27 protein-coding genes are annotated in these 25,566 nt (G+C 74.3%); 9 read left to right on the top strand and 18 right to left on the bottom strand.

Going from position 1 to position 25,566, the window contains the following annotated elements; translation table 11 throughout:
* The first annotated feature begins 174 nt into the window (after positions 1–174).
* The gene (locus LWC33_RS05700; protein ID WP_233303161.1) at positions 175–792 is read left to right on the top strand and encodes a hypothetical protein; all 618 of its coding nucleotides are present in this window, start codon (positions 175–177) and stop codon (positions 790–792) included.
* A gap of 45 nt (positions 793–837) precedes the next feature.
* On the opposite strand, the gene LWC33_RS05695 is transcribed toward LWC33_RS05700, so the two are convergent.
* The gene (locus LWC33_RS05695; RefSeq protein WP_233303160.1) at positions 838–2,262 is read right to left on the bottom strand and encodes a xylulokinase; all 1,425 of its coding nucleotides are present in this window, start codon (positions 2,260–2,262) and stop codon (positions 838–840) included.
* Between the two features lie 225 nt (positions 2,263–2,487).
* Positions 2,488–3,984 (bottom strand): deoxyguanosinetriphosphate triphosphohydrolase family protein, encoded by a 1,497-nt coding sequence (locus LWC33_RS05690; RefSeq protein WP_233303159.1) that lies wholly within the window; start codon positions 3,982–3,984, stop codon positions 2,488–2,490.
* An 89-nt stretch (positions 3,985–4,073) separates the two neighbouring features.
* Here LWC33_RS05690 and LWC33_RS36740 point away from each other — a divergent pair, with 89 nt between their 5' ends.
* A complete protein-coding gene (locus LWC33_RS36740; RefSeq protein WP_504937463.1) occupies positions 4,074–4,301 on the top strand; it encodes an Lrp/AsnC ligand binding domain-containing protein in 228 nt (75 codons plus the stop codon).
* A 52-nt stretch (positions 4,302–4,353) separates the two neighbouring features.
* Here the strand turns inward: LWC33_RS36740 and LWC33_RS05685 are convergent, their stop codons facing one another.
* Positions 4,354–5,859: a cytochrome P450 gene (locus LWC33_RS05685; protein WP_233303280.1), complete on the bottom strand. Its 1,506-nt coding sequence runs from the start codon at positions 5,857–5,859 to the stop codon at positions 4,354–4,356.
* Between the two features lie 107 nt (positions 5,860–5,966).
* On the opposite strand from LWC33_RS05685, the gene LWC33_RS05680 reads away from it, so the two are divergent.
* On the top strand, positions 5,967–6,545 hold the full coding sequence (locus LWC33_RS05680; protein ID WP_233303158.1) for a TetR/AcrR family transcriptional regulator: 579 nt from the start codon (positions 5,967–5,969) through the stop codon (positions 6,543–6,545).
* A 12-nt stretch (positions 6,546–6,557) separates the two neighbouring features.
* On the opposite strand, the gene LWC33_RS05675 is transcribed toward LWC33_RS05680, so the two are convergent.
* The 6 genes from LWC33_RS05675 to LWC33_RS05650 form a co-directional block, all read right to left on the bottom strand.
* Positions 6,558–7,616: a D-2-hydroxyacid dehydrogenase gene (locus LWC33_RS05675; RefSeq protein ID WP_233303157.1), complete on the bottom strand. Its 1,059-nt coding sequence runs from the start codon at positions 7,614–7,616 to the stop codon at positions 6,558–6,560.
* A gap of 67 nt (positions 7,617–7,683) precedes the next feature.
* On the bottom strand, positions 7,684–8,511 hold the full coding sequence (locus tag LWC33_RS05670; RefSeq protein WP_233303156.1) for an ABC transporter permease: 828 nt from the start codon (positions 8,509–8,511) through the stop codon (positions 7,684–7,686).
* Entirely contained in the window at positions 8,471–9,295 is an 825-nt protein-coding gene (locus LWC33_RS05665) for an ABC transporter ATP-binding protein (protein ID WP_233303155.1), read from the bottom strand. The genes LWC33_RS05670 and LWC33_RS05665 overlap by 41 nt, the downstream gene beginning before the upstream one ends.
* Positions 9,292–9,801 carry a MarR family winged helix-turn-helix transcriptional regulator gene (locus LWC33_RS05660; protein ID WP_233303154.1) on the bottom strand — a complete coding sequence of 170 codons (510 nt, stop codon included), beginning with the start codon at positions 9,799–9,801 and terminating at the stop codon, positions 9,292–9,294. Before LWC33_RS05660 ends, LWC33_RS05665 begins: the two co-directional genes overlap by 4 nt.
* Positions 9,802–9,831: 30 nt before the next feature.
* Positions 9,832–10,281 (bottom strand): SRPBCC family protein, encoded by a 450-nt coding sequence (locus LWC33_RS05655; RefSeq protein WP_233303153.1) that lies wholly within the window; start codon positions 10,279–10,281, stop codon positions 9,832–9,834.
* On the bottom strand, positions 10,278–10,643 hold the full coding sequence (locus tag LWC33_RS05650; RefSeq protein WP_233303152.1) for an ArsR/SmtB family transcription factor: 366 nt from the start codon (positions 10,641–10,643) through the stop codon (positions 10,278–10,280). The genes LWC33_RS05655 and LWC33_RS05650 overlap by 4 nt, the downstream gene beginning before the upstream one ends.
* Before the next feature lie 171 nt (positions 10,644–10,814).
* On the opposite strand from LWC33_RS05650, the gene LWC33_RS05645 reads away from it, so the two are divergent.
* The 3 genes from LWC33_RS05645 to LWC33_RS05635 are packed head-to-tail and all read left to right on the top strand — an operon-like array spanning position 10,815 to position 13,287.
* Positions 10,815–11,558 (top strand): SDR family NAD(P)-dependent oxidoreductase, encoded by a 744-nt coding sequence (locus LWC33_RS05645; protein ID WP_233303151.1) that lies wholly within the window; start codon positions 10,815–10,817, stop codon positions 11,556–11,558.
* Positions 11,555–12,241 carry a TetR/AcrR family transcriptional regulator gene (locus LWC33_RS05640; protein ID WP_233303150.1) on the top strand — a complete coding sequence of 229 codons (687 nt, stop codon included), beginning with the start codon at positions 11,555–11,557 and terminating at the stop codon, positions 12,239–12,241. The genes LWC33_RS05645 and LWC33_RS05640 overlap by 4 nt, the downstream gene beginning before the upstream one ends.
* The gene (locus LWC33_RS05635; RefSeq protein WP_233303149.1) at positions 12,238–13,287 is read left to right on the top strand and encodes a phosphotransferase family protein; all 1,050 of its coding nucleotides are present in this window, start codon (positions 12,238–12,240) and stop codon (positions 13,285–13,287) included. The genes LWC33_RS05640 and LWC33_RS05635 overlap by 4 nt, the downstream gene beginning before the upstream one ends.
* A gap of 387 nt (positions 13,288–13,674) precedes the next feature.
* Here the strand turns inward: LWC33_RS05635 and LWC33_RS05630 are convergent, their stop codons facing one another.
* The 3 genes from LWC33_RS05630 to LWC33_RS05620 are packed head-to-tail and all read right to left on the bottom strand — an operon-like array spanning position 13,675 to position 15,475.
* The gene (locus tag LWC33_RS05630; protein ID WP_233303148.1) at positions 13,675–14,181 is read right to left on the bottom strand and encodes a gamma carbonic anhydrase family protein; all 507 of its coding nucleotides are present in this window, start codon (positions 14,179–14,181) and stop codon (positions 13,675–13,677) included.
* Positions 14,178–14,693, bottom strand: a complete 516-nt coding sequence (locus LWC33_RS05625) for an O-acetyl-ADP-ribose deacetylase (protein WP_233303147.1) — start codon at positions 14,691–14,693, stop codon at positions 14,178–14,180. The genes LWC33_RS05630 and LWC33_RS05625 overlap by 4 nt, the downstream gene beginning before the upstream one ends.
* Entirely contained in the window at positions 14,690–15,475 is a 786-nt protein-coding gene (locus LWC33_RS05620) for a 5-formyltetrahydrofolate cyclo-ligase (protein WP_233303146.1), read from the bottom strand. The genes LWC33_RS05625 and LWC33_RS05620 overlap by 4 nt, the downstream gene beginning before the upstream one ends.
* A 54-nt stretch (positions 15,476–15,529) precedes the next feature.
* On the opposite strand from LWC33_RS05620, the gene LWC33_RS05615 reads away from it, so the two are divergent.
* A complete protein-coding gene (locus LWC33_RS05615) occupies positions 15,530–17,791 on the top strand; it encodes a molybdopterin-dependent oxidoreductase (RefSeq protein ID WP_233303145.1) in 2,262 nt (753 codons plus the stop codon).
* A gap of 618 nt (positions 17,792–18,409) precedes the next feature.
* Here LWC33_RS05615 and LWC33_RS05610 read toward each other — a convergent pair.
* Entirely contained in the window at positions 18,410–18,667 is a 258-nt protein-coding gene (locus LWC33_RS05610; RefSeq protein WP_233303144.1) for a DUF7218 family protein, read from the bottom strand.
* 166 nt (positions 18,668–18,833) lie between these two features.
* Between LWC33_RS05610 and LWC33_RS05605 the strand changes: the two genes are divergently transcribed.
* Positions 18,834–19,160: a hypothetical protein gene (locus LWC33_RS05605; protein WP_233303143.1), complete on the top strand. Its 327-nt coding sequence runs from the start codon at positions 18,834–18,836 to the stop codon at positions 19,158–19,160.
* Between the two features lie 6 nt (positions 19,161–19,166).
* On the top strand, positions 19,167–19,499 hold the full coding sequence (locus LWC33_RS05600) for a hypothetical protein (protein ID WP_233303142.1): 333 nt from the start codon (positions 19,167–19,169) through the stop codon (positions 19,497–19,499).
* A 37-nt stretch (positions 19,500–19,536) separates the two neighbouring features.
* Here LWC33_RS05600 and LWC33_RS05595 read toward each other — a convergent pair whose 3' ends face one another.
* The 5 genes from LWC33_RS05595 to LWC33_RS05575 all read right to left on the bottom strand — a co-directional run bounded on the left by LWC33_RS05595 (position 19,537) and on the right by LWC33_RS05575 (position 25,547).
* The gene (locus LWC33_RS05595; protein ID WP_233303141.1) at positions 19,537–21,243 is read right to left on the bottom strand and encodes an MFS transporter; all 1,707 of its coding nucleotides are present in this window, start codon (positions 21,241–21,243) and stop codon (positions 19,537–19,539) included.
* Between the two features lie 318 nt (positions 21,244–21,561).
* Positions 21,562–22,050, bottom strand: coding sequence for an NUDIX hydrolase (locus tag LWC33_RS05590; RefSeq protein WP_233303279.1), 489 nt, complete (start codon positions 22,048–22,050; stop codon positions 21,562–21,564).
* A 46-nt stretch (positions 22,051–22,096) separates the two neighbouring features.
* The gene (locus tag LWC33_RS05585; protein WP_233303140.1) at positions 22,097–22,435 is read right to left on the bottom strand and encodes a UBP-type zinc finger domain-containing protein; all 339 of its coding nucleotides are present in this window, start codon (positions 22,433–22,435) and stop codon (positions 22,097–22,099) included.
* On the bottom strand, positions 22,432–23,862 hold the full coding sequence (locus LWC33_RS05580) for an ATP-binding protein (RefSeq protein ID WP_233303139.1): 1,431 nt from the start codon (positions 23,860–23,862) through the stop codon (positions 22,432–22,434). Before LWC33_RS05580 ends, LWC33_RS05585 begins: the two co-directional genes overlap by 4 nt.
* Positions 23,862–25,547, bottom strand: coding sequence for an NAD(P)/FAD-dependent oxidoreductase (locus LWC33_RS05575; protein ID WP_233303138.1), 1,686 nt, complete (start codon positions 25,545–25,547; stop codon positions 23,862–23,864). The genes LWC33_RS05580 and LWC33_RS05575 overlap by 1 nt, the downstream gene beginning before the upstream one ends.
* Positions 25,548–25,566: the final 19 nt, after the last annotated feature.

Below are 25,566 nucleotides of genomic sequence, written 5' to 3'. Positions count from 1 at the left end.
TGGAGGTCGAAGCCTTGCGCCTGGTCGCGGTGGCTGCGGACGCGAGCCTCGAGGTCGCACCGGACGCCCGCCGACGTCTCCTCGAGGCTCTGCAGGAGTTGGCCTCGGCCGGGGAGATCGTGCTGCCCCGCGCGACGGTCAGGAGCTGCACCGGTCCCGGTCGAGGAGCGGCCGGTGGTGCCCTTCGCCGAACGGTCGCTGGAGCTGACCGGGGACGAGAAGTACCTGGACCAGGCCCGGACGACCCGCCTGTTCAGCGAGGGGATCCTCACCGAGGACCTGCTGCGCGCCTCACCGGTGTCCAGCCCGTTGGGCCCCGAGCGGGTCGGCGACGGCCCCGTCACCCTGCTCGTCGAGAACGTCGCGACCTTCCACAGTCTCGTCCGGCGTCTGCGCGCGGCACCGGGACCGGTCGGGGCCGTCGTCCTCGGTGGCGGCAACCGGCTTCCCGGCGTGCTGCGTTCCCTGGCGACCGACCCTCCCGTCGAGCTGCGGTACTTCGGTGACCTGGATCCGCCGGGCGTCCGCTTTCCCGGTCGGGTGGACGCGGCCGCCGTGGGCCTGCCGCCCCTGCTGCCGGCGGTCTCGTTGTATTCGTTGCTGGTCGAGGTCGGGACCTCGCGCCCGGACCGGAAGCGCTCGGCGCGGGCCGGCGCCGCGCCGCTGGACTGGCTCCCCGCGGCGATCCGGTCGAGGACCGCGCAGCTCTTCGCACGGGGAGAGCGCCTGGCACAGGAATGGGTCGGCTACGAACAGCTTGCGGCACAGGACCCCACCACGTTGGCGCGGTGAGCACCAGCGTCGTCGAACCATGATCGAACAACGCCGGCGCTCCTCTCACCCCTCGGGCCGCGGGAGGTACTTCTCCGCCGCCTCGCGGTAGCGGTCCTCGAGGCCCGCGGTGAGCTCACCCTCGTGGCGCTCGGGCGTGCCGCCGGTGGCCCAGGCCGGCGGCTCGGACCCGCCGGCGAGCACCCAGGCGGCCTGGCGGGCGGCGCCGTCGGCGACGTACTCGCCGGGTTCGGGCACCACGACCGGGACGCCGAAGACCGTCGGGGCGATGCGCCGCACCGCCTCGGACCGCGCGGCCCCGCCGATCAGCATGATCTCGTGCACGTGCACTCCGACCGCAGCCAGCGCGTCGACCCCCGCCTTCTGCCCCGACAGCATGCCCTCGATCGCGGCGCGGGCGAGGTTGGCGGGGGTGGCGTTGGCCAGCGTCATGCCGTGGATCGCGCCGGTGGAGTGCGGCAGGTTCGGGGTGCGCTCGCCCTCCAGGTACGGCACGAGCGTGAGGCCCTCGGCGCCGGGCGGAGCGGAGAGGGCGAGCCGGGACAAGCCGGTGTGGTCGACGCCGAGCATCCGGGCGGCGGCGTCGAGCACCCGGGCCGCGTTGAGCGTGACCACCAGCGGCAGGAAGGCGCCGGTGGCGTCGGCGAACCCGGCGATCGTGCCGGTCGGGTCGCTGCCCTGCCGCTCCCCGCGCGCCGACACCACGCCCGAGGTGCCGAGCGAGACCACGACGTCGTCGCCCGCGCCGAGTCCGAGTGCGGCGCCGGCGTTGTCCCCGGCCCCGGGGCCGAGCCGGAAGCCGGGACCCTCGATCGACTCGGTGGGGCCGAGCACCCGGGGGAGGACGACGTCGTCGCGGCCCAGCCCCCGCCGCAGCAGGTCGCGGCGGTACTCGCCGGAGGAGGCGTCGAAGTAGCCGGTGCCGGAGGCGTCGGACCGGTCGGTGACCAGCGCGTCGAGCCCCGGGGCGCCCTGCCGGTGGTCGGCTCCGCCTCCGGCCAGCTGCCAGGTCAACCAGTCGTGCGGCAGACAGACGGCGGCGGTGCGGGCGGCGTTGGCCGGCTCGTTCTCCGCGAGCCAGCGCAGCTTCGTCACGGTGATCGAGGCGACCGGGACGGTGCCGGTGGCGTCCGCCCAGGCCTGCGCGCCCAGCTCCTCGACGAGCGCGGCGGCGGCGGGAGCCGAGCGGGTGTCGTTCCACAGCAGCGCGGGTCGGACCACCTCGCCGGTCTCGTCGAGGCACACCATGCCGTGCTGCTGCCCGGCGACGCTCACGGCCGCGACGTCGGCGAGCCCACCGGCCTCGTCGAGGGCCTGCTGCAGCGCCGCCCACCAGTGCTTGGGGTCGATCTCCGTCCCGTCGGGGTGCACGGCCCGTCCGGAGCGGACCAGCTCCCCGGACTCCGCGTCGCGGACGACGACCTTGCAGGACTGCGTCGACGAGTCGACGCCGGCGACGAGCTCACCCATACCGCCCACCCTGCCCTGCGCGGCCCCTTCCGCGCGAGGGCAGGATCACGGCGGGCAACGAGTTCTGATCACGGGAGCCGCCGGACGGATCGGGCGGATGCTGCGCGCACGGATCGTGAGCTCGCGGGTCCAGAACTCGCGCGCCTTGGGATCTCCCGACTCGCGGGTCCGGAGCTCGCGACTCGCGGGGGCGGAGCTCCCGACCCGCGGACGGGGTCAGCGGGGTCAGAGGGCCATCGCGTCGGTCCAGAGGCGGGCGGAGCGGCCGGTGAGGACGTCGAGCAGGGCGCCGGCCTGGGCGTCCGTCAGGGAGGCGACGTAGTCGATCACCGCCCGACCGCGGGCGAGGTCGCCGACCCGCGCCGCCTTGACCACGCCCTCCTCCGCGAGCGCGGTGTACTCACCGCGCGCCAGCTCCACGAGATCGTGCAGCCGCGGCGGGAGGCCGGGCGCGTCCGGGGAGCGACCGTCGGCGAGCCAGTCGTGCAGGGCTCCGACCAGCCCGGTGACGACGGTGGCCTGCCCGCGCTGGTGCGAGGCCAGGTCCGCGCGGCGCAGCACGAACTGCTGGTGCACGAACTTCAGCACCGCCACCTCGTGCCACTGCGCCTCACCGAGCGCCACGTGCGCCGCCCGGACCGGCGGCTCCTCCAGCACCCGGATGCCGCCGACGAGCCGCGAGGTCCAGCGCGCGGAGAACTCGGCGACGGCCCGTTCGGCGGCCATCGACCCGTCGAAGGGCACGGCGAGAAGGCCGTCGACCAGCTCGGCCCGCACCCGGGCGACGGCGGCGGCGAAGGCGTCGTCGGAGTAGACCCAGTCGTCGCGCTCCGCGAGCCGGCGGCGCAGCCGCTCCAGCGCGGCGCCCGGCCCCGCGGTCGGGCCCGGCTCGACGGACCGCTCCCAGCTCCGCAGCTCGGCGGCCACCCCGGCCTGCTGGAGCACGCCGACCCGGTGGAAGTCCTCGACGTCGTGGATGGCGTAGGCGATGTCGTCGGCCGTGTCCATCACCGCGGCCTCGACCGTCTGCTGCCAGGGCGCCACCGGGAACGGCGCCCGCGCGGCCCGCAGCTCGCCGAGCTCCGTCACGTAGGCCGAGAACTTCGCCGAGCCGGAGTCGGGGACGCCGGGCAGCGGGCCGCCGCCGCGGGGCGGCAGCTCGGCGTCGCTCGGGTGCGGGTCCGGGAACCCGCGACGCGCCCACGGGTACTTGAGGACGGCGGCGCGCACCGCCGCGGTCAGGCCGAGGCCGGTGCGCCCGGGGCCGTGCAGGTCGATCGTGGTGAGGATCCGGAAGCTCTGGGCGTTGCCCTCGAAGCCGTCGGCCAGCCCGAGGCGCTCCCGGGCGAGGCGGTCGAGGACCTGCTCGCCGAGGTGCCCGAAGGGCGGGTGGCCGAGATCGTGTGCCAGCGCGGCGGCCTCGACGACGTCCGGGTCGCAGCCGCCGAGCTTCTCCAGCACCGGCCCGGACTCCTCGCCGAGCCGCTCGGCGATCGCCCGGGCGACCTGCGCGACCTGCAGCGAGTGCGTGAGGCGGTTGTGGAGGAGCAGCCCGGCGCCGTTGGGGGTCACCACCTGCGTGACGCCGGCGAGGCGCGCGAAGAAGGGCGAGGCGGCGATCCGGTCGCGGTCCACGCGGAACGGCGAGCCCGCCAGCCCCGCCCCCGTCTCCGCCGCGCCGGACGCGCGCTCCTCCCGGCCCTCGGCCGTGCGCAGGGTCATGCGCAGCAGGCTATCCGCGCGCCCCCGCGCCCGCCGGGACCCGCCGCGGCGCGGTATGGAGTCATGACGCCGCCGAGCGCGTACCCCAGCTGCCGGGCGGTGTTGAGCGTCCCGGCGACCGCCCGCCGAGCTGCGGCGGCGCGGCCGACATCGCGGCGACCACCGGCCGCGCCGACCTGACCGCGTCCGTGGTGTGCCGGGACGAGGCCGACCTCTTCCGCCACCTCACCGAGCGGATCGGGGCGCTGCCGAACATCGGCGAGGTCGAGACCGGCCCGATCACGCGGACGGTCAAGCGGGCCGGCGCCTACCCGTGAGGGGTCCGGGTTGCTCCGGCGTCACCGACCACCCACGGGCGGCGGGACCGCGTCACAGGCGGTGGAACCGCACCGGGATGCCGCCGACGGGGACGGGGAGGGACGTGTTGTCCCAGCGGAGCCGATAGCCGGGCTCGATCTCCCAGCGGTGGGTCCGCAGCATCTCGTGCAGGATCGCGGTGACCTCGTAGGTGCCGAAGTGCAGACCGATGCACTTGTGCACGCCGCCGCCGAACGGGATCCAGGCGTCGCGGTCGGAGCGGTCCTCGCGGCGGCCCTCGGAGAAGCGGTCGGGGTCGAAGGTCTCCGGGTCGGTCCAGCACGCCGGGTCGTAGTGGTTCACCCCCTGCGCGACGACGACCCGGGTCCCCTTCGGCACGTGGTGGCCGGCGACCGCGGTGTCCTTGACCGCCGTGCGCATCACGACCGGGACCGGCGCGTCCATCCGGAGCGCCTCCTTGATCACGAGGTCGAGGGTGGTCAGCGACTTCAGGGCGGCGACGTCCGGCGGGGTGTCGCCCAGGGCGAGCGACTCGGCGCGGGCCTTCTCCTGCCACTCGGGGTTGCGGGCGAGGTGGTAGGCGGCCGACGCCGTGGCGATGGTCGACGTGTCGTGCGCGGCCATCATCAGGAAGATCATGTGGTTGACGACGTCGTCGTCGGAGAACCGCTCGCCCTCCGGCGTCACGGCGTGGCACAGCGCGGTGAACAGGTCGTCGCCCGTCCCGGCGCGCTTGGCCGGCAGCGCGTCGCGGAACCACTTCTCCAGCACCGCCCGCCCGCGCAGGCCCTTCTGCCAGCGCGAACCGGGGACCGGGTAGCGCACGAACGCGTTGGCCGCGCGGACGCAGTCGACGAACGCCCGGTTGATCGCGTCGGCATCGAGGGTCGGCTCCGCACGCTCCGCCTCCGCCACTGCCTCCGGCTCGCTGTGGGCGTCCATGAACACCCGGGTGGCGATGTCGAGGGTCATGCTCTTGAGCGTCGGGTAGAGCCGCAGCGAGCCCTCCCAGGTCGGGACGACGTCCCGGATCACGGGCACGGCCTCGTCGACGTAGGCCTTGATGCGGTCGGCGGTGAACGCCTCCTGCATGATCCGCCGGTGCGCGCGGTGCTCGTCGAAGTCCATGAGCATGAGCCCGCGGTGGAAGAAGCGGTCGACGAGGACCCGCCAGCCCTCCTGCGAGAAGGCCTTGTCCCGGTTGGTGAGCACCTCGCGGGTGGCCGCCGCCCCGCCGACGACGACCGCGCGGCCGGTGGGGGTGCGCATCCACCAGACGGGCCCGTAGTGGGCGCTGCGGCGGCGGTTGAGGTCGGTGCCGAACCGGACGTAGCCGAGTGCGTGCCCGAGCAGCGGGAGCCCCTCGTCGCCGGGCACCGGGCGCAGCCCCTCCGGCGCGGGGGAGAGCGGGGAGCCGACCCCGCCGGCCGAGCGCTCGAGCAGGGCACGGTCGACCCGGCCGGGAAGCGGCAGGGTGAGCACGGAGGAGTACCGCTCGCGGGCCCGGCTGGGGAGCGACCCGATCCCCGCCCCGATCCGTTGCACCTGCTCGATCACCGTCACGTGAGTCTCCCTCGACCTCGGCTGTGCCGCCGACGTTAGACACTGTGACCGGATGTGTCCACATGGTTGACGGACCTCGCAGAATCGTCCAGGCTGGCGCGATGGAACCGAGGTCGATGGCCCAGCGGGCGCGCGCCGGACTGCGCGACGACGCGCTCGACGTCGCCGAGGAACTCGTCGTCGACCGGGGGTTCCGGGCCTTCTCGATGCGGGACCTGGCCACCCGGGTGGGCGTGAGCCGGCAGACGCTCTACACCGAGTTCGGCGACCGCCGGGGCGTGGCGTCCGCACTGGTCCTGCGCTCGACCGAACGGTTCCTCGACGAGATCGAGCAGGCCCTGGCCGGGGAGGCCGACCTGCACGCGGCCTGGGTGGCGGCGGTGCGCGGGGCGCTGGCGCGGGCGGAGGACACCCCGCTGCTCAAGACGCTGCTGACGGGCGAGGAGGGCACCCCGGAGCTGTTCGGCACGGACAGCGAGCCGATCGTGGTGGCGGCGCGGGAGCGGGCCGCGGGCTACCTGCGGCGCCGCTGGCCCGACCTCGATCCCGATGCCGTCGGGCTCGCCGCCGAGACGGCCGCGCGGCTCACGGTGAGCCACATCGTGCTCCCGCTGGCCCCCGCCGACGTGATCGCCGAGCAGGTCGCCACGGTGGTGGTCCGCATCTGCTGCGGGCGGTGAGGACGACGAGGTTCAGTAGAACTCGACGGTGTCGACCCGGTTGATCAGCTCCCGGCCGTCGAGGAGGCGGGTCGCGTTGCGGGCGAAGAGCTGCGCGATCAACCGGTCCTCCGCCGGGTTCAGGGCCGCGGTGTGCGGGGAGACCAGCACGTTCGGCAGCCTCCACAGGGGGCTGTCCGCGGCGAGCGGCTCGGCCGCGAACACGTCGAGCGCCGCGAAGCCGATGCGGCCGTCGCCGAGCGCGGCGGCCAACGCCTGCTCGTCGATCACGGTGCCGCGGCCCACGCTCACCAGGGTGGTCCCCGGGGTGACCGCGGTCAGCACCTCCGCGCTCACGAGCCCCTCGGTGGCGGCCGTGCCCGGCAGGCTGACGACGATCCCGTCGACGGCGGGCACGACCTCGGCGAGCCGGTCGGGGTGCACGACCTCGTCGACGTGCTCGACCCGGTCCGTCGAGCGGCTGGTGCCGAGGACCGTCGCGCCCAGGGCCTTCAGCTTCTCGGCGGTGGCCCGGCCGATGCTGCCGAGCCCGACGAGCAGGATCCGCTGCTGTGCCAGCAGGCCCATGGCCCAGCGGCCGGACCACTCGGCCCGGCGCTGCTGGTCGAGCAGCCGGGGGAGGGACTTGGCGCCGGCGAGCAGACCGAACAGCGCGTACTCGGCGAGCGGCTGCGCGTGGACGCCCGCCGACGTGCTGAAGGCGACGCGGTCGAGCTCCTCCCGGGTCAGCCCGGCGGCCTTGACCTGCGACCCGCCACCGGCCGGCATGGTGTGCACCCAGCGCAGCCCCGGGTTGGCCCGCACCGTCCGGGCCAGCGCGGCCGGCTGCTCGTCGGGGACCCCGTAGAGCGCGTCGGCGGAGTCGACGAGCTCCTCGAAGGCGCGCTGCTGGGCGGGGGTTCGGCGGAACGCCGGATCGCCGGAGTGGTCCCCGGCGAACCGTTGCGGCGGCAGAAGGGATCCGTCGCGGACGATGTCGACGCGGGGCTCGGCCCGCACGATCTCCGCGACGAGATCCTCCTCGAGCGGGGTCGACGCGACGACTCGGAGCCGGTCCGGAGAGGGGGGCACGGGCTGGACCTTCCGAGGGGGACGGGGCGCGGCCGATGCTAGCGCCCGGGCCGGCTCCGGGGCCGGGTCAGCGCGTGAGGCGGGGGAGCAGGGAGCTCGCGATCGTGATCATCGCGGCCGCGGCGACGACGAGCACGCCGAAGCAGAGGCCCATGCGAGCCGGCGTGCCGATCAGCAGTCCGCGCAGCGCCTCCACCTCGTAGGACAGCGGGTTGATGTGGTTCACCCACTGCAGCCACGTCGGCATCAGCGCCACCGGGTAGAGCGCGTTCGAGGCGAAGAACAGCGGCATGGTGATCGCCTGCCCGATGCCCATCAGGCGGTCGCGGGAGAGCACGAGCCCCGCGATCGTGATCGACAGGCAGCAGAAGAACGCCGAGCCCAGCATCAGGGCCACGATCACGCCCAGCAGCTTCAGCGGGTTCGCGGTGAACGACACGCCCAGGACCACGGAGAGCAGCAGCACGACCACGGCCTGCGCCACCGCCCGGACGCCCGCCGCGAACGCCTTCGCCGCGACCAGGGCGACCCGCGGCGTCGGCGTGACCAGCAGCTTGGCCAGCACTCCCGCGTCGCGCTCCCAGATGATCTGGATGCCGTAGAAGATCGCGATGAACAGTGCGGACTGGGCGAGGATGCCCGGCGCGAGGAAGTCCAGGTAGGGCGTGTTCCCGGTCGGGATCGCGTGGATGTTGGTGAAGACCTGACCGAAGATGATCAGCCACAGCGCGGGCTGCACGGCCCGGGTGACCAGCTCGGTGCGGTCGTGGCGGAGTTTCTGCAGCTCGACCAGGCACATCGTGGCGATGCGGGACAGGGCCGTGCGGAGCAGGGTCACCGGACCCGGCTCGGTGTCAACCCAGGCGGCCGGCGGTGCGGCGAGCGGCGCGGACATCGCGGATCCCTCCCTTGTCGCTGTCGAGGGTGTCGCCGGTGTGGTGACGGAAGACGTCGTCGAGCGTGGTGTCCGGGCCGATCGCGCCCTTGAGCTCCTCGGGGGTGCCGAGCGCGCGGACGCGGCCGCGGTGCATCAGCGCGATCCGCTCGCAGTGCTCGTCCGCCTCCTGCATGGCGTGCGTGGTGACCAGCACGGTCATCCCGGTCTCGGCGCGGGTCCGGGCGATCCGGTCCCACACGCCGTCCCGGGCGACGGGGTCGAGCCCGACCGTCGGCTCGTCGAGCACGAGCAGCTGCGGGGCGCTGACCAGAGCTTGCGCCAGTTCCAGCCGGCGCACCATCCCGCCGGAGTAGGTCTTGACGGGCCGGTCCGCCGCCTCGACGAGGTCCATCGCCTCGAGCACGCTCTCGACCTGCTCCTTCCGGGAGCGGCGGGGGAGGTCGAAGAGCCGGGCGAACAGCATGACGTTCTCCCGGCCGGTCAGCGTGCCGTCGGCGGAGAGCTGCTGCGGGACGTACCCGATCAGCCGCCGGACCTGGGTCTTCTGCCGGGCGACGTCGCGGCCGAGCACGGTGACCGTGCCGGGCGGGGCGGGCAGCAGCGTGGTGATCGAGCGGATCGTGGTGGTCTTGCCGGCGCCGTTGGGGCCGAGCAGGCCGAAGACCTCACCGCGCCGGACCTCGAGGTCGAGGCCGTCGACCGCGACGGTGTCGCCGAAGGCCTGGCGTAGCCCGGTGCAGCGGACGGCCGGGGGAGCGCTGCTGTCGAAGGGGCTGGTCACGGGGCCTCTCCTGCGGATGGTGCTGCGGCGGACGGGACCGGGGCGGGCTGGTCTGCGGGGGACGAGTCCTCGAGGGCGGCGAGGAGGTGCTCCAGCGCGGGGAGCGCGGCCGTGATCGCGGACCGCTCGCCGGCGTCGAGCCGGGCGAACGCGTCGTCGAGCAGCTCGCGACGCGCTGCGCGCCGGCGCGCGAGGCGGTCGACGGCTCCGGGCGTGAGGAAGAGCCGGACGGCGCGACGGTCGGCGGGGTCGGGCTCGCGTCGCAGCAGTCCGGCGTCGACGAGCTGGTTGACCAGGGTGCTCACCGAGTTGCCGGCGAGATAGAGGGCGCGCGCGGCCGCGGCCACCCCGATCCCCGGCTCGGCCTCGACCTGCTGCAACAGCTCGGCCTGCGCCCCGCGCAACGGCGGCCGCCCGAACTTCGCGCGGAGCCGACGCCGGAGCACACGCCGCATGCCCACGACGACGCGCAGGACGTCGTCGGACACGGTGGCGAGTGCGGTCACGCGGCCGACGATAGCTCGCAGTCAGAGCTGTTAGCAACGCTCAAGGACCGGCGCGAACCGCATGTCGACGGTCGGCGCGGGGTCCCCAGCCGCCAGCAGCTGCGACAGGCCCTCGACACAGGCGGACCAGCCCGTGGCGAAGCTCGCGGCGCCGTAGCGGTCGGTGAAGGCGTGATGCAGGACCAGCAGGGACCCGCCGTCGGCCGGGTGGACCTCCCAGCGCAGGTGGTCCGAGTCGCCCCAGCTGAAGGCGAACAGCCGTGGCGGGTCCAGGTCGGTGACGACGCCGCGGGTCGCCCCGTCGTCGAACTGGATCTCCCCGCCCGCCCGCAGGTCGAGCCCCACGGTCGAGGGGAACCAGCGCTCGAGGTGCTCCGGCGTGGTCAGGGCGCGCCACACCTTCTCCGGGGGATGGGGCAGGGGCCGCTCCAGGCGGAGCACGGTGCGGCCGTCGCGCAGGGTGAGGCTGTCGGGGATCACGGATCCTCCTCGTCGGACACAGGGTCGGGCACGGGGTCGGACACGGGGTCGGACACGGGGTCGGGCATCCGGTCGAGCTCGCGTTCGAGGGCGTCGATCCGGCGGTTCCAGAAGCGGCGGTAGGGGGTGAGCCAGGCGTCGAGCTCGGCGAGCGGCTCGGCCCGCAGCGCGTAGCGGCGCCGTTGCGCGTCGGGCTGCACCTCGACCAGCCCGGCCTCGCGCAGCACGCGCAGGTGCTTGGACGTCCCCGGTTGGCTCAGGCCCAGCTCGGCGCCGATCTCCCCGACGAGGCGCGGGCGTTCCCGCAGCAGGTCGAGGATCCGGCGTCGGGTGGGTTCGGCGAGGACGGCGAACGGCAGCACGGCCGCAATGTACCGGCACAGTTATATAACCTGCAAGGCATGTACGAGCCTGGACGAGCCCGACCTGACGCCCGATCGCGAGGACGAGGAATGGCGCGAACGGGGTTCCACGCGCTGATCACCGGCTAGGCTCTCCGTTCGGTGATGCAGGCGCATGAACGGAGGACGCCGATGGACAGCAAGGTCGCTGTCGTGACCGGGGGCAGCCGGGGCATGGGACGCGAGATCTGCCGGGATCTCGCGGGCCGTGGCCACCGGGTGGTCGTGGCCAGCCGGAAGGCGGAGGCCTGCGAGGCCCTCGCCGCCGAGCTTCGTGAGGAGTTCGGGGTGCCGGCCCTCGGGATCGCCTGTCACGTCGGCCGCTGGGCGGACTGCGACACCCTGATGGACCGCGTGCTCGAGGAGTTCGGCCGGATCGACGTCCTGGTGAACAACGCCGGCATGTCGCCGCTCTACCCCTCCCTCGGCGAGGTGGGCGAGGACCTGTTCGACAAGGTCATCGGGGTGAACCTCAAGGGTCCCTTCCGGCTCGCGGTCCGGGCGGGCGAGGCGATGCAGAAGGGCGAGGGCGGGCAGATCGTCAACGTCAGCAGCATCGCCGCCGTCCAGCCGCAGCCCGGCGAGCTGCCCTACGCCACCGCGAAGGCGGGGCTCAACGCGCTGACCCTCGGCCTGGCCCGCGCGTTCGGGCCCACCGTGCGGGTCAACGGCGTCATGCCCGGCATGTTCCGGACGGACATCAGCAAGGCGTGGAGCGAGGAGACGCTGGCGCACGGCGAGACCGCCCCGCTCGGCCGGATCGGCGAGGCGGAGGAGATCGTCGGGGCCGTGCGGTACCTGACCAGCGCCGACTCCAGCTTCACCACCGGCGCGATCCTCAAGGTCGACGGCGGCATGGCCTGGGCCCCGGCATGACGGACACGGACACGAGGACCGACGGCAGGACCGACACGCGGACCCGCCTGCTCGACGCCGCCGAGGCGCTCTTCGCCGAGCGGGGCAGCGAATCGGTGTCGCTGCGCGAGATCGGCCGCGCCGCCGGGGCCCGCAACGTCATCGCCGCGCAGTACTGGTTCACCGACCGGGACGGCCTGATCAAGGCGCTGATCGATCGGCACCGGCTCGAGATCGAGGCGGCCCGGCACACCCTGCTCGACGAGTACGAGGCCGCGCTGGCCGCGGGCACCGCCGGCGACGCCGACGCCCGGCTCGCCGCGCTCGCCGGCGCCCTCGTGCGGCCGAGCGCCGTCAAGCTGGACCAGGGCGCCAGCGGCGCCGGCTACCTGCGCACCGTGGCCGACCTGCTGACCCGGCCGGAGCCGCAGACCGAACCGCTGGGCTACGACGTCGAGGGCGGCAGCATCCTGCGCTGGCGCGCCCTCTTGGAGCCGTTGCTCGATCCCGACGCCGTGGTCCTGCACCGGCGCTTCCACGTGATCCGGTTCGTCGACGTCGAGCTGGCCCAGCGCGCCCGCGCCCCCGGCCGGCGCGACCACCGGCTGTTCGTGAGCCAGCTCGTCGACTCCGCCGCGGGGCTGCTCGGCGCCCGGACCTCGGCGGAGACCCGGCGGCTGCGAGCCGAGAGGAACGAGCGATGAGCCCCGTCGACACCGTCGACCTCGACCGGCTGGCGGACTGGCTGCGCACCCAGGGCATCGAGGGGCGGATCGGGGAGGTCATGCCGCTGGCGGGCGGGACCCAGAACGTCGTGCTGCGGATCGACCTCGACGGCCGGCCGGTGGTGCTGCGCCGCCCGCCCGAGCACCCGCGCCCGACGAGCGACCGCACGATCGCGCGGGAGATCACCGTGCTGCGTGGCCTCGCCGGCACCGGGGTGCCGCACCCGCGGCTGATCGCCGGCTGCGAGGACACCTCCGTGCTCGGCGTCGTCTTCTACCTGATGGAGCTGATCGACGGCGTCAACCCCGGCGAGGAGGTCACGCCCGAGCAGCGGGCCGACCCGGAGCTGCGGCACGGGCAGGGCCTGGCGATGGCGCGGGCGCTGTCCCGGCTCGGCGCGCTCGACCCCACTGCGCAGGGGCTCGACGTGCTGCGCAAGCCGGGCAGCTTCCTGGAGAAGCAGGTCCCGCAGTGGCTGCGCCACCTCGAGGGCTACCGCGAGTTCCCGGACTGGGAGCCCGGCGGGCTGCCCGACGTCGAGCTGGTCGCCCGGTGGCTGGAGGAGCACCGGCCCGCCGACGCCCCGCCCGGGGTGATGCACGGCGACTTCCACCTCAACAACGTGATGCTCGCGCGCACCGAGCCCGAGGTGGCGGCGATCGTCGACTGGGAGATGTGCACGGTCGGCGACCCGCTGCTGGACCTGGGCTGGCTGATGGTGACCTGGCCGCAGGAGCCGACGGCGACGGACATCGGTGGTCCGCTGGCCCAGCTCGGCGGGCTGCCCACGCGCAAGGAGCTGGTCGCGGCCTACGGCGAGGCCGGCGGCCGGGAGCCGGTGCACGTCGACTGGTACACCGCGCTCGCCGGGTTCAAGCTCGGGATCGTCCTCGAGGGGACGTGGGCACGGGCCAGCGCGGGCAAGGCGCCGCAGGAGATCGGGCAGCGGCTGCACGACCACGCCGTCGGCCTGCTCACCCTCGCCGGCCGGGTCGCGCGGGGGGAGTGGTCGGTGCTCGACTGAGCCGCGCTCAAGATCGCAGTTATGGTTCCATGATGCGGTTGATGACGCCGTCTGAGCGCGTCATGGAACCACAATGCGAATTTCGACGGCGGCAGAGCGCCTCGTGGTTCTGTTGTGCCTCAAGGGGTGGTGGGGGCCGAATTGTGAGCGCGCCCACCGCCCGGTCTTCCGATCGACTTGCGATGTCCTCGAGCGCCACCGGACCCGGACGGGCGCGCCTAGCGTCGGAGACGGAAGCGCCACGAGCCGATCTCGACCGAGGAGGACCCCATGTGGGAGGACCTGACCGTCGCCGTCACCTGCGCAGGCTTGCTGGCCGCACTCGTTCTGATGTTGGCGGGACTGCGGGCAGTGGTCGTCAACGCGCGTCTGTGACGCCCGGAGCGCTCACCCCGCAGCGCGGTGGACGCCGGCGAGGTGTACGTAGGCGGCGGCGTTGAGGGCGATGCCCTTGCGCTCGTCCTCGCCCGTCTCCTTGCGCACCTTGCCCGGCACGCCCGCGACCAGCGAGTTCGGCGGGATCTCCACGCCCTGGGTGATGACCGCGCCGGCGGCGACGATCGTGCCGGAGCCGATCCGCGCGCCGTTGAGCACCACCGCGCCCATGCCGATGAGCACGTCGTCCTCGACGGTGCAGCCGTGCAGGACCGCGCGGTGCCCCACGCTGACCCCGGAGCCGATCGTGACCGGGAAGCCGGGGTCGGCGTGCACGACCGTGCCGTCCTGGATGTTGGAGCGGGCGCCGACCGTGATCGAGTCCATGTCGCCGCGCAGCACGCACGCGTACCAGACGCTCGCCTCGGCCTCGACCCGCACGCGTCCGGCCAGGACGGCCCCGGGGGCCACCCACGCCTGGGGGTCCACGGACGGCGTCGCGCCCTCGATCGTGATCATTCCGCTCCTCTCACCTTCTCGAACGCGCGGAGGATCTCCGCGCTGAACAGCACGAACCGGACCGTCTCGACCTGCGTGTCCGCCTCGCGCACCGTCGTGACGGCGACGCGGGCGGCGTCGTCGAGGGGCCAGCCGTAGATCCCCGCCGAGACCGCGGGGAAGGCGACGGACCGGGCGCCGAGCTCGTCGGCGACCCGCAGCGACTCCCGGTACGCCGAGGCGAGGAGGTGCGAGCGGTCCTCCTTCTTCGCGTACACCGGGCCGACGGTGTGGATCACCCAACGCGCGGGCATGTTCCCGGCCGTGGTGGCCACGGCCTGGCCGGTGGGCAGCCCGTCCGGGTAGCGCGTCCCGCGCAGCTCCCGGCACTCGGCGAGGATCGCCGGGCCGCCGGCCCGGTGGATGGCGCCGTCGACGCCCCCGCCGCCGAGCAGGGACGAGTTGGCGGCGTTGACGACGGCGTCGACCTCCTGGGTCGTGATGTCCCCCTGGACCAGCTCGATCCGGGTCACGAGGCACCTCCCTGGGCGCGGAGCTTCTGCAACAACGGGATCGCGGCGATCTTCTCGTCGGTGAGCGACTCCCACCGGACTTCCCCGGTGGGCCGCTCACCGCGCGTCGGCCGGCAGTCGATCACCCGCTCGGGGGTGACGACGAGGTCCACCGGGATGTCGTGGGCCGCCGTCGGGATCGCCCCGGCCGGACGGACCTGCAGCTCGTGCACCGTGGTGACCACGACGGTCCGGTCGGAGATCAGGCCGGCCGCCCCGGCCAGCGCGAACTCCAGGTCGGCGAACCCGCCGCCCTTGCCCAGCCGCGCCCCGTCCTCGCCGACCGCGACGCAGCCCGTCACGACGAGGTCGACCGGGTCGAGGTCGTCGACCGCCACGCGGCGGGCCGAGCGGGTCGCGTTCTTGATCGACACCGCCCGGCGGGGCGGGTCGGCCAGGTGCTCGGGGTCGAGCAGGAAGAACGGGTCCTCCTCGGTGAGCTTCGGCACGGCCATGTAGAGCGTCTTGCCGTCCTCCAGGACGCGCTGCCGGACGGGCAGCTGCGCGGAGTCCGGATTGGACTTCACCGCACGGGCCTTCTCCCACTCCGGCAGCGACCGGAGGAGCTCGGCGGCCTTCTCGGCCCCGGTGAAGTTGGAGATCCGGTTCCGGGCACCGGGGAACCGCGCGACCTTCGCCTCGGTCAGCGCGGTCCAGACCTCCTCGCGCAGCGCGGCCTTGGCGTCGAGGAGGGCGCGGTCGCCGCCCGCGTCGTGATCGTGCCGCCGGGGCGTCCGTGCCATGCGCCGACCTTATCGGCGGCGGCCGACTCCGGCGCGTGTCGCATGATGGGAGGCATGACGGCGGTCCCGCACAGCGCGCACTGGGGAGTCTTCCGGGCCGAGTGGCGGGAGGGCGAGCTGCAGGTCCGCCCCCACGAGGCCGACCCGAACCCGTCGCCGGTCCTGCAGAACATCCCGGCCGCCGTCCGCAACCCGGTCCGTGTGGCCCGCCCGTCCGTCCGGCGCGGCTGGTGGGAGGACGGACCCGGGCCGACCGACCGGCGCGGGCGGGAGGAGTTCCTCGAGGTCGGCTGGGACGACGTGCTCGACCGGCTCGCCGACGAGTTCCGCCGCGTCTACGCCGGGCACGGGCCGACCGCGATCTACGGCGGCTCCTACGGCTGGGCCAGCGCCGGCCGCTTCCATCACGCCCAGGGCCAGATCCACCGCTTCCTCGCGATGGCGGGCGGCTACACCCAGTCGGTCAACACGTACTCCGGCGGGGCGGCGGAGGTGCTGCTCCCGCACGTCCTCGGGCCCTTCGACGCGGTGACACGGTCGGTGGTGACGTGGGACCAGATCGCGACGCACACCGACACCGTGCTGGCGTTCGGCGGGATGGCGCTGAAGAACTCGACGGTCGCCGCGGGCGGGGTGAGCCGGCACGTCGAGCGCGACGCCATGCGGGCCGCGCACCGTCGGGGTACCCGGTTCGTGCTGGTCAGCCCGCTGCGCCAGGACCTGCCGGACGAGGTCGACGCCCGGTGGCTCGCCCCGGAGCCCGGGACCGACGCCGCGCTGATGCTCGGCCTGGCGCACACGCTGCGCGCCGAGGACCTGCACGATCGCGAGTTCCTCACCACGCACTGCGCGGGCTGGCCGGAGTTCGACCGCTCCCTGGAGGGCCGCGACGCCGAGTGGGCCGCGCGGATCTGCGGGATCGACGCGGAGGAGATCCGGGCGCTGGCCCGCCGGCTCGCCGCCGGACGCACGCTCATCACCGTCTCGCAGTCCCTGCAGCGCGCCGAGCACGGCGAGCAGCCGGTGTGGGCGGGCCTCGCACTGGCCGCGATGCTCGGCCAGATCGGCCTGCCCGGCGGCGGGTTCGTGTACGGCCTCGGCTCGCTGGGGCACTACGGCCGGCCGCGCAACGCCGTCCCGGTCCCCACGCTGTCGCGGCGGCCGAACCCGGTGCGCAGCTACATTCCCGTCGCGCGGGTGGCGGACATGCTGCTGCACCCCGGCGAGCGTTACTCGTACAACGGCGAGGACCGGACCTACCCCGACATCCGGCTGATGTACTGGTGCGGCGGCAACCCGTTCCACCACCACCAGGACCTGACGCGGCTGCGCCGGGCGCTGGGCGGGGTGGACACGTTCGTGGTCCACGAGTCCGTGTGGACGGCCACGGCCCGGCACGCCGACGTCGTCCTGCCGGCCACGACCACGCTCGAGCGCGAGGACGTCGGGGCGCACGGGACGGATCCGCTGGTCGTGGCCATGAAGCAGATCGCCGAGCCCTACGGCGAGGCCCGCGACGACCACGCGATCCTCGCCGCACTGGCCGGCCGGCTCGGGTTCGGGGAACGGTTCACCGAGGGCCGGACCACCCGCGAGTGGCTCGCACACCTCTGGGAGCGGACCGAGAAGGCGTTGGCGGACAAGGGGTTCCCCGCGCCGACGTTCGAGGACCTGTGGGCGGCGGGGGAGCACGAGCTGCCTCCGGGCGCCGACGACGGCGGCCTGCTCGCGGCCTTCCGGGCCGGCACCGGCCGGCTGCCCACCGAGTCCGGGCGGATCCAGCTCGCGTCGGAGCGGATCGCGTCGTTCGGCTACGACGACTGCCCCGGCCACCCGGCGTGGCTCCCGCCGACCGAGCCGCCCACCCCGGAACAGCCGCTCTGGCTGGTGTCGAACCAGCCGTCCACGCGGCTGCACAGCCAGCTGGACTTCGGCGCCACCAGCGTGGCGGGCAAGGTCGGCGGGCGCGAGGTCGTGCGGATCCACCCCGTCGACGCCGCGCCGCGCGGGATCGGCGACGGTGACGTCGTCCGGCTGGTCAACGCCCGCGGCGCCTGCCTGGCGGCCGCCCGGGTGACCGACGAGGTGCGGGCCGGGGTGGTCCAGCTGCCCACCGGTGCCTGGTACACACCGGCGTCGGCGGACGACCCGACCTGCGTGCACGGCAACCCGAACGTGCTGACCCGCGACGTCGGGACCTCGCGGCTGGCGCAGGCCTGCACCGGGCAGCTCACGACGGTGCAAGTGGAGCGGTACGCGGGGAAGCCGCAGGAGGTGCGGGCCCACCGCCGACCGCCGATCGTTCCGCGCGGCTAGGCCGTGTTCAAGAGGTCCCTGATCGCGGTCTTCGCGCCCAGATCACGCCTGGCGGCGTTGCCGCCCGCGGCCGAGTACGCCCGGTACGAGGCCGGGGCGGCGCCTTGCCAGCCGCGATCTGGATCACGAAGCCCATCGATCGTGACTTCTTGAACACGGCCTAGGAGTTCTTCTTCCCCGCCCGCCGCCGGAGGGCTCTCGTCCGGCGGCGGGCGGGCGTCCGGCGTCGGCGGGGTACCGCGGCCACGACGGCGCCGGGAGTTCTCAGGAGGGAGCGTGCCGCTGCCACGCGTGGATGCGGTCCTCGGGGCGGCGCACCCCGTCGAGCGCGTGCACGGCGGCCACGATCTCGGACCGGGCGCGGTGCTCGGCGACCGCGCGCTCCGCCTCGGCCAGCTCCAGGGCCGCTGCGATCTCGGCGGCGCTCCCGTCCAGGGCGGAGGGCGGCCCGGTCCTCCGCGGTGCGTGTCCGGTGGCCGTCGTCGGTGCTGCTCACGGTGTTCCTCCTCGCGGTGGGACGATCCCGTCCGCGGTCCCGGACGAAACGCGCCGAACCTTGTTCACGAGAAGGATGGAGCGTTCCTCCGGAGGGTGCCACCCGAGCGGCACCCGGGGCTGTCAGTGGTCGCGCAGGGCCTTCACCAGCTCGTCCTTCGACATGTTCGACCGGCCCTCGATGCCGACCTTCTTGGCCCGCTCGTAGAGCTCGTCCTTGGTCATGTCGTCGTAGGAGCCGGACTTCCCGCCGCGGGAGGAGACCTTCTTCTTCCCCTCGGCCGCGGAGGCGTTCGCGATCCGGGCGGCCTTCTCCTTGCTCTCACCGCGGTCGCGCAGGTCCTCGTACATCTTCTCGTTCTTGATGCTCGAGTTCGGCATGCCGGCGGTGGTACCCCGGCTCGCTCCGTGCTAAGCGCGGCCGTCGGAGAAGAAGTCGGAGAAGAAGCCCGGCGGTCGTCGGGCAGCGGTGCGCGGTCGGTTTGCCGAAACACCGTTTGAGCAGGTGTGACCGGGGTATCCGGGACAATTCGGAGGAGGTGCGCCGATGGGCCTGCTTCGTGGGGTCACCGGCCTGGTGTCCGGTGTGCTCGGTACCGTCACGGGTCTGCTGTCCGCGGTGGTGCGCGGGGTGCTCGCGCTCGTCCTGGCGCTGCTCGGGACGGTGCTGCTGCTGGTCGGCATCGTGCTGTGCCTGACCGTCCTCCTGCTCCCCCTGGGGATCCCGGTCGTCGTCATCGCGTTGTCGTTCTACAGCCGGGCGGCGAAGCTCCTGGTGCCCGGCAGTACTCGTGTCGAGGGGCTGGTGCGCCGGGCCGAGGACTCGGTGCGCGGCGGCGGTTCGCGGCTGCGGCGCCGCCTGCATCCGGGGTGAGCGACGGTGATCCGCGCGCTGCGTGCGGTGGCCGGCGTACTGGTGCTGGTGCTGGCCACGCTGCTGATGGTGGTCGGGCTGGTGCTGTGCCTGACCGTGGTCCTGCTGCCGGTCGGCCTCGGCGTCGGGTTCCTGGCCGTGAAGCTGGGGAAGGCCGGCGTCCGGCTCCTGCTGCCGCGGAAGGTGGATGTGCAGCGGGGGCTGCAGGGGAGCCTGCGTGTCCCCGAGATCCGCGCGGCCGCCGACCGGTTCGCCCGGTCCACGCGCCGCCCCCGCCGGCGACTGCGGAAGCGGGTGCGCAGGGCGCGGCGGCGACTCGGGAAGCGCCTCTCCTCCTGAGTGCGGAGGCCACCGGGGCGGCCCTCCGCACCGGGGATCAGGAGGCGAGCTGCTCCAGGCCGGGGTAGGGCCGGATCCGGGCCCCGGGGGCGCGGGTGGCCGGCATGGTCGTCGTCGTCGGTAGGGTCGTCGTGGTCGGCAGGGTCGTCGTCGCCGGGGTGAGGGCGGGCAGGTCCGCCGCGGCCCGGTGGACGATCGCCCCGCCGCGCAGCATCGCCGGGCGGACCGTCACCGCGACCCGGGACCCGGCGCTGTGGACGATGCGCAACGGCTGGGTGCGGGCGACCGCCGTCGCCGTGCGGGCGGCGAGGAGTCCGAGACCGGCGGGATCGACCGGCCGGGCCGTGGCCTGCGCGACGCGGCCGAGGGCTGCCCGGGTCGCGCGGGCTGCCCTGGCACCCGCCGGCCGGGGGGACAGGGGCGCGAAGGTGGGCAGGGGCCGCAGCGGCGGCAGGGGCAGCCGGGCGGGGAGCCGGAGCCGCGGCTTCTCGGCCCCGACGACCAGGGCCAGCCCGGCCGCGACGACGGCCAGGAGCGGCACCGACGCCAGCGCGGCCGGGAGGCCGGCGTGCTCGGCGAGGAAGCCGATGGCGGGCGGCCCGCCGAGCAGCCCGCTGTAGCCGACGGTCGAGGCGAGGGCCACGCCGCGCGAGCCCGAGTGCGCCCCGGCGCGGGCGATCGTGACCGGGAAGAGGTTCGCCAGTCCCAGTCCGACCAGCACGAACCCGGCCAGCGCCGGCTCGGGCGACGAGGTGAGCAGCGCGACGGCCATCCCGGCGGCCGCGAGCAGTGCTCCGCCGCCGAGCAGCCGGGTCTCGCCGAGCCGGCGGAGCAGCACGCCGCCGGTGAGCCGCCCGCAGGCCATCGCCAGCGAGAAGCAGGAGTAGCCGGCCGCGGCCAGGGCGGGCGTGGCGCCGAGGGTCTCGCGCAGGTGCAGGGCGCCCCAGTCGGTGATCGCGCCCTCGCCGAAGGCGGTGCAGCCGGCGATCAGGCCGAGCAGGACGACCAGGCCCCGCCCGCGGCGGGGGGCCGCCGGCTCGTCCGGGCTGTCGTCCGAGGATCCGCGGGCCGTGCCGTCCCGGAGCCGGGCGAGCGTCGAGCGGGTCGCGGCCACGATCATCAGGCCGACCACCCCGACGGCCGCGAGGTGCAGGAGCACCGGGCCGAGCGTCGAGGCGACCCCGCCGGCGGCGGCGCCGGCGAGCCCGCCGATGCTGAACGCGGCGTGCAGCGCGGGCAGCAGGGGCCGGCCGGGCCGTCGGGCCTCGACGGCCACGCCCGCGCTGTTGATGGCGACGTTGACCATGCCGGTCAGCGCGCCGAACAGCAGCAGGACGGCGGAGAGCTGGGGGATCGACGTCGCCAGTCCGGGCAGCGGGAGCACGAGTGCGGCGCCGGCCGTGCCCGCCAGCGCGACCCGGCCGGCGCCGAAACGCGTGGCGAGCAGGCCGGTGAGCTGCATGCTGGCCAGGGCGCCGAGCGAGACGCAGAGCAGCGCGACGCCCAGCGTGGCGTGGGTGGCGCCGACCTGGGCGGTGACGTCGGGGATGCGGGCGGCCCAGCTGCCGAACACCGCGCCGTCGAACGCGAAGAGCGCGGTCACGGCGGCGCGCAGGCGGCCGAAGGAGGCCGGTGCCGGCTCGGCGCGGTCCGGAGGGGCCGGGGCCGCCGTGCGGGGGAACGGACGGAGATCACGGAGGCGCACCGGGGCACGCCGGCGCGACCCGGCGGGGGAGACGGGCATGAACGTGGTCCTCGGGCGGGCCGCACACTCCGGCGGCGCTCGGGTTGCCGGCTCGGAGGGGCCCACCGTGACGGTCGCGACGCTCGGGGAGGGCGCGCGACGGGCGGTCGGAGTACGAGACGCACGACCGCGTGCGTCGACGTTCCACGGTGGCAGAACTCGGCCCGAGATCGCCAACCCGTCGCAGGTGAGATGCTTCACGATCGATTCAGATGAGGGTTCAGAACCGCTCCGACCGGTGAGCCTTCCGCACCGCCCGGCCGGTGAAGGCGCGCCAACCGCGCCCGCCGGTGCGGGTTCGGAAGCGCCCCGGCCGGGTCAGGCCGCGGTCAGGAGCGCCTCGAGCCGGTCGAGGAAGGGCAGCTGGCCCTTCACGACCTTCACCCGCGCCGTCGCCAGGTCGAACCAGGCGGCGCGGTCGATCTCCGGGAAACGCATCCGCCGGCCGGAGTTGCGCGGCCATTCGATCTCGACCCACGAGCCGTCGTCGGGCCGCTCGGCCACGGCCGCGACCTCGGCGGCGGGCACGTCGCCGGCCAGCGCGAACCCGAGGACGGTCTTGCGCCGCCCGGACTGGACGACCGAGCCCAGCGTGTGCAGCTCCCCGTCGGGCGGCGGGAAGCCCAGCTCCTCGGCGAACTCCCGGCGCGCGGCGGCGACGGGCTCCTCGCCCTCGTCGAGCTCGCCCTTCGGGATCGACCAGGCCGCGGCGTCCTTGCGGGACCAGAAGGGCCCGCCCATGTGGCCGAGGAGCACCTCGACGATCCCGTCGCGGTCGCGGTGGAGCAGGATCCCGGCACTCGTCAGCACGGCTCGATTCTCCGCCCCGCCCGGGCGCCGCCGGGCGTCGGGATCAGTGGATCTTGGAGCGCCAGTCCGCCGGCACCCGGCCGGCGGGCCCGGGCACGGGCTGGTCCGCGGGCCGCTGCGACGGCGGCGCCAGCGGCGGACCGGACAGGGCGACCTCGCGCTCGTAGTCCCAGAACCAGTCCTCGCCCGGCTCGAAGCTCTGCACGACCCCGTGCCCGGTGGAGTGGAAGTGTGCGGTCGCGTGCTGCTCGGGGGAGCTGTCGCAGCAGCCGACGTGCCCGCAGGTCGCGCACCGGCGCAGGTGCAGCCACCAGCCGCCGGCGGCTTCGCACTCGACGCACCCGGTGCCCGAGGGCGGCACGGACGGGTCGATGGTCGTCACGATTCCTCCACGAGGGCGTCGAAGGGCAGCAGGACCTGGAATCGGGTGTTCCCCGGCTCGGAGAGGACGCGCAGGTCGCCGTGGTGCCGGTTCACCACGATCCGCCAGGAGATGTCCAGGCCGAGCCCGGTGCCCTCGCCGACGGTCTTGGTGGTGAAGAACGGCTCGAAGATCCGCGACCGGATCTCCGCCGGGATGCCGGGGCCGGTGTCGCCGATCTCGACGAGCAGCCGGTCGCCCTCCCGCGCGGTGCGGACGGTCAGGGTGCCCGAGCCGTTCATGGCCTGGACCGCGTTGTCGATCAGGTTCGTCCAGACCTGGTTGAGCTCCGCGGCGTAGACGGAGATCTTCGGCAGGCTGCGGTCGAAGTCCTTGACCAGCTGCACGCCGTCGCCGAACTTGCCGTGCAGCATGACGATCGTGGACTTGAGCAGCTCGTGCACGTCGACGGTCTGGTACGGCGCGCGGTCCATCTGCGAGTACTGCTTCGCCGCCCCGACCAGCGTCGACACCCGGGTGGTCGAGTCCGCGATCTCGTTCATGAGCAGCTCGGTCTCGACCGTGTAGTTCAGCCAGCGGACCGCGCTCTCCAGTATCGGCGCCGGCACGCTCGCCTTGACCTGCTGGAGCCAGTCGACGTCGATCCCGGCGGCCACGAAGTTCGGCGCGATGTCCCAGCCGCCGTCGATGCCCTGGTCGGCGATCCACTCGCCGACCTCGTCCTCGGCGTCGCCGGTCTCGAGGGGGCCGAGCTCGGGGGCCTTGCCGACGCGGTCGGCGGCGTCCTCCTGCAGGCGCATGAGGGTCTCGAGGTCGGCCCGCTCGTAGGGGCCCGCGGCGATCAGCCCGAGCTTGTGCCGCATCCCGGCGACGCGCTCGCGCAGCGTCGAGGTGGCGCGCACGGCCGCGGCGGCCGGGTTGTTCAGCTCGTGGGTCAGGCCGGCGGACAGCGAACCGAGCGCGAGCAGCCGTTCCCGCTGGCTGACCGCCTGCTGGGTGTTCTGGATGCCGAAGAACAGGCCCTCGAGCAGGTGCAGCGCCATCGGGAACCACTCGCGCATCAACGTCGAGAGCTTCTCGGCGTCGAGCACGTAGAAGCGCGAGGGCACGGTCACCCGGAGCGAGTTGTTGTAGACCTGCGGCACCCGGTCGCCGAGGTAGGCGTGCCAGGCCCCGGCATATACCCCGGACTGGGAGGTGCGCTCGACCTCCACGTCCTCCTCGCCGGACCGCCTGCTCAGCACCACCGTGCCCTCGACCAGCACGTAGAAGCAGGTCGCGGGATCGCCCTCGCGGTACACCTGCCCGGGCTCGAACGTCTCGATCCGGCCCTGCCGGCACAGCGAGTCGAGCTGGTCGGGCTGCAGCTTCTCGAACAGGAAGAGCCGGCGCAGTTCGTCCGGGTCGCAGGCGGTCGGTGCGCTCATCACGGCCTCTCCAGGTAGCGGTGGACGAGCGACACGGCCATCGCCCCGTCGCCGACCGCCGACGCGACCCGTTTCACGGACTCGGCGCGCGCGTCGCCGGCGACGAAGACTCCCGGCAGGCTCGTCTCCAGGTGCAACGGATCCCGCTCCTCGGTCCATCCCACCGGCCGCTTCCCGTCGACCACGAGGTCCGGGCCCGCCAGGACGAACCCGCCGGCGTCGCGCTCCACGAGCTCGCCGAGCCAGTCCGTGCGCGGGGTCGCGCCGATGAACACGAAGAGGTAGCCGGCGTCGACCGTCTCGGTCTCGCCCGTGGTGCGGTCCCGCAGGGTGAGTTTCTCCAGGTGCTCGCCGCCGGTGGCCTCGACGACCTCGGTGCAGGCCCGGACGGTGATCTCCGGGATGCCGTCGATCTGCTCGATGAGGTACTGGGACATCGACGCCTGCAGGCTCGGCCCGCGCACCAGCATCGTGACGCCGCGGGCGTGCCGGGAGAAGTAGACCGCGGCCTGACCTGCGGAGTTGGCGCCGCCGACGATGTAGACGTCGGCGCCGGCGCAACCCGCCGCCTCCGTCAGCGCGGAGCCGTAGAACACGCCGCGGCCGGCCAGGTCGGCCAGGCCCGGGGCGTCGAGCTCGCGGTAGCTCACCCCGGTGGCGAGCACGACGGCGTGCGCGTGGATGGCGCTGCCGTCGGCGAACCGCACGGTGCGGGCGGGGCCGTTGGCCTCCAGCGCCACGACCTCCCGCGCGGTCAGCACCTCCGCGCCGAGCCGGACGGCCTGGCGTCGGGCGCGGTCGGTGAGCTGGGCGCCCGACACGCCGTCGGGGAAGCCCAGGTAGTTCTCGATCCGGGAGCTCTGCCCGGCCTGGCCACCGGTCGCGGTGCGCTCGACCAGGACCGTGCGCAGGCCCTCCGAGGCGCCGTACACGCTCGCGCCGAGGCCGGCCGGGCCGCCGCCGATCACGATGAGGTCGTAGAAGTCCGTGACCGGGACCGTCGCCAGCCCGACGCGCTCGGCGAGCTGCATCTCGTCCGGCGCGACCAGGCACTCCCCGGCGGGCGAGATCACCACGGGGAGATGCGAGTCGTCGACGCCGGCCGCCTGCAGCAGCCGCGCGGCCTCCGGCTGGTCGACGGGGTACCAGCGGTAGGGGACCTGGTTGCGGGCCAGGAAGTCCCGGACCTGGTGCGAGCGGGCCGACCAGCGGTGGCCGATCACCCGGGTCTCGCAGACCTCCTTGTGCGGGGTGGCCCGCCAGGCGTCGATCATCGCGTCGACGACGGGGTAGAGCTTCTCCTCCGGGGGGTCCCAGGGCTTGAGCAGGTAGTGGTCGAGGTCGACGACGTTGATCGCGGTGATGGCGGCGTCGGTGTCGGCGTAGGCGGTCAGCAGGACCCGCCGGGCCGCGGGGTACAGGTCCATGGCCTGCTCGAGGAACTCCAGCCCGTTCATCCCGGGCATGCGGAAGTCCGCGAGCAGGACCGCGACGTCGTTGCCGCGCAGCGCCATCTCCTTGAGCGCGTCGAGGGCCTGCTGACCGGACTCGGCGCGCACGACGCGGAACGTCTCGCCGTACCGGCGCCGCAGGTCGCGGGCCACGGCGCGGGAGACGCTGGGATCGTCGTCGACGGTGACGAGGGCGGGCTTGGCAGGGACGAGCGAGGAGGCAGCCTCCGGCATGGGCCCCATCCTGCACTGC

It is taken from the genome of Pseudonocardia terrae (assembly GCF_021343995.1).
GTDB classification, from domain to species: domain Bacteria; phylum Actinomycetota; class Actinomycetes; order Mycobacteriales; family Pseudonocardiaceae; genus Pseudonocardia; species Pseudonocardia terrae.
The sequence above is the reverse complement of the archived record's forward strand: the minus strand, read 5'-3'. Positions and strand labels throughout refer to the sequence as shown.